This window comes from Candidatus Kurthia intestinigallinarum, assembly GCF_003991225.1.
Classification (GTDB): domain Bacteria; phylum Bacillota; class Bacilli; order Bacillales_A; family Planococcaceae; genus Kurthia; species Kurthia populi.
Window position 1 is genome coordinate 1 of the sequence record NZ_JTFC01000103.1, and the last position, 1,818, is coordinate 1,818.

The 1,818-nt window shown below is 35.2% G+C and carries 3 protein-coding genes; 2 read left to right on the top strand and 1 reads right to left on the bottom strand.

What is annotated here, in order from left to right:
* Window positions 1–318: 318 nt before the first annotated feature.
* Window positions 319–657 carry a winged helix-turn-helix transcriptional regulator gene (locus tag QI30_RS18900; RefSeq protein ID WP_126992084.1) on the bottom strand — a complete coding sequence of 113 codons (339 nt, stop codon included), beginning with the start codon at window positions 655–657 and terminating at the stop codon, window positions 319–321.
* 107 nt (window positions 658–764) lie between these two features.
* Between QI30_RS18900 and QI30_RS18905 the strand changes: the two genes are divergently transcribed.
* Both QI30_RS18905 and QI30_RS18910 read left to right on the top strand, forming a co-directional pair.
* A complete protein-coding gene (locus QI30_RS18905; RefSeq protein ID WP_126992085.1) occupies window positions 765–1,148 on the top strand; it encodes a RidA family protein in 384 nt (127 codons plus the stop codon).
* A gap of 130 nt (window positions 1,149–1,278) precedes the next feature.
* Window positions 1,279–1,818: alpha/beta fold hydrolase (locus QI30_RS18910; RefSeq protein ID WP_370323641.1), on the top strand; the 540-nt coding region annotated here is incomplete at its 3' end.

Below are 1,818 nucleotides of genomic sequence, written 5' to 3' on the forward strand. Positions count from 1 at the left end.
AGACCTCTATTAAAACCTAGATATAAGAAATAGAGGATCAAAGCTGTATATAATGTTAACAGCACAATTGTGATTTTACGTAAATTTACTTGTTTCATAAAATGTCCTTTCTTTTCTTTGATGTAAAAGATTGCATCTTACCATTTTAAGTATGAAGTTTCAATAGGTCTTCCACTCTCCAGCAAACCTTATGGATTCCTTGCCTTGCATAAAAAATCGTTGGCATGATACTTAACAGTAAATAAGAGAAAGAATTTCTAGTAATGAAATTCGTTCTCAATTTTAAAATCTATATGATGAAACGCATAAAAAGTTTAACTAATTTTTTTGATTTTTTAAACCCCATTCACATAACTGTTCCAAAGCCGGTAATAGGGATTGTGCTTTTTGTGTAAGACTGTACTCTACTTTAGGTGGGACTTGCGGATATTCTTTTCGTACAATCATGCCGTCTGCTTCCAACTCTTTAAGCTGTGAACTTAATATTTTGAAGGTAATGGTCCCCAATTTTCTTTGCAATTCATTAAAGCGGACTGTTTCGTTTTCTGCCAAAATATAAATAATTAGCATTTTCCACTTACCACCAATAATTGATAATGTATAGCCAAAAGGTGTCTCTCGAACGTTGCCCTTCTCTACATAGTCAGACATCCCCATCTTTTTACACTATCCTTTCTAATAGTACCTATCAAAAAAGTGCGTACTATTTTTTTATTTATGACTATTTTATATTTAACCTATTCTCAAGTAAAGGAATGGTAAAAATGAAAAAAATTAAAACAGTCAACCACGATCTTTGGGATCACGGCATTTCCCAGGGGTTCAGCGTAGATGGAACAGTCTATATTTCCGGGCAGTTTTCTCATGATTCGGAAGGAGTCTTTGTCGGTGAAGGAGATATTGAAGCGCAAACTCGACAAACACTGGCAAATCTAGACCGTGTATTAGAAGGGTTTAATATTACAAAATCGAACCTTGCCTATTTGGAAATTTATTTAACGAATGCACAAGAGGATACAGGGCCAGCTATCCAAATTTTTAAAGAATATATGGGACAGCATCGCCCAGCCGGCAGCCTGATCGGTGTAAACCACTTGGCTTCTCCTGAGCAATTAATTGAAATTAGCGCTATTGCGTACACGGATTAGTTGAGTGTGAATTCACTACTTTTGTAAGTACCTTAATTTATAAACGGAGAACAAAAACACCTCAAAAGAAAACCTTGATACAGCAAGCATTTCCTCTGTATCAAGGAAATAAATGATGTCAATGGGAGTTGTGAAAGTAATTAAAGTTAAAAAGAAGTTTAGATTTTGGAAGGTTATCAAGACTATTTTATTAGCTACAGTAGCAGTGGTTATTATTTGGGTCATTTACAGCAATATAATGGCTGTGTATGAACAAAGAAAATATCCAGCAATAGGGGAATTAGTCGAAGTAAATGGCAAAAATATGCACATTTATACAAAGGGCCAAGGAGACAATACAATTGTTTTATTAAGCGGTCTTGCAACCCCAGCACCAGCACTGGATTTTGAGCCATTGATAAATGAATTGTCAAAGACTAATAAAGTAGTAGTCGTAGAACCCTTCGGATATGGTTGGAGTGATCTAACAGACAAAGAACGAACAGTTGAGAACATAGTAGAGGAAACAAGGGCTGCACTAAAAAAGTCGAACATAAAAGGTCCATATATATTGATGCCTCACTCAATTTCCGGTATATATAGTTTGTATTATGCGAATAACTATTCCGAGGAAGTTAAAGCCATCATAGGAATAGATCCAACCTTACCACAGATGTCGGAATATTTTGGT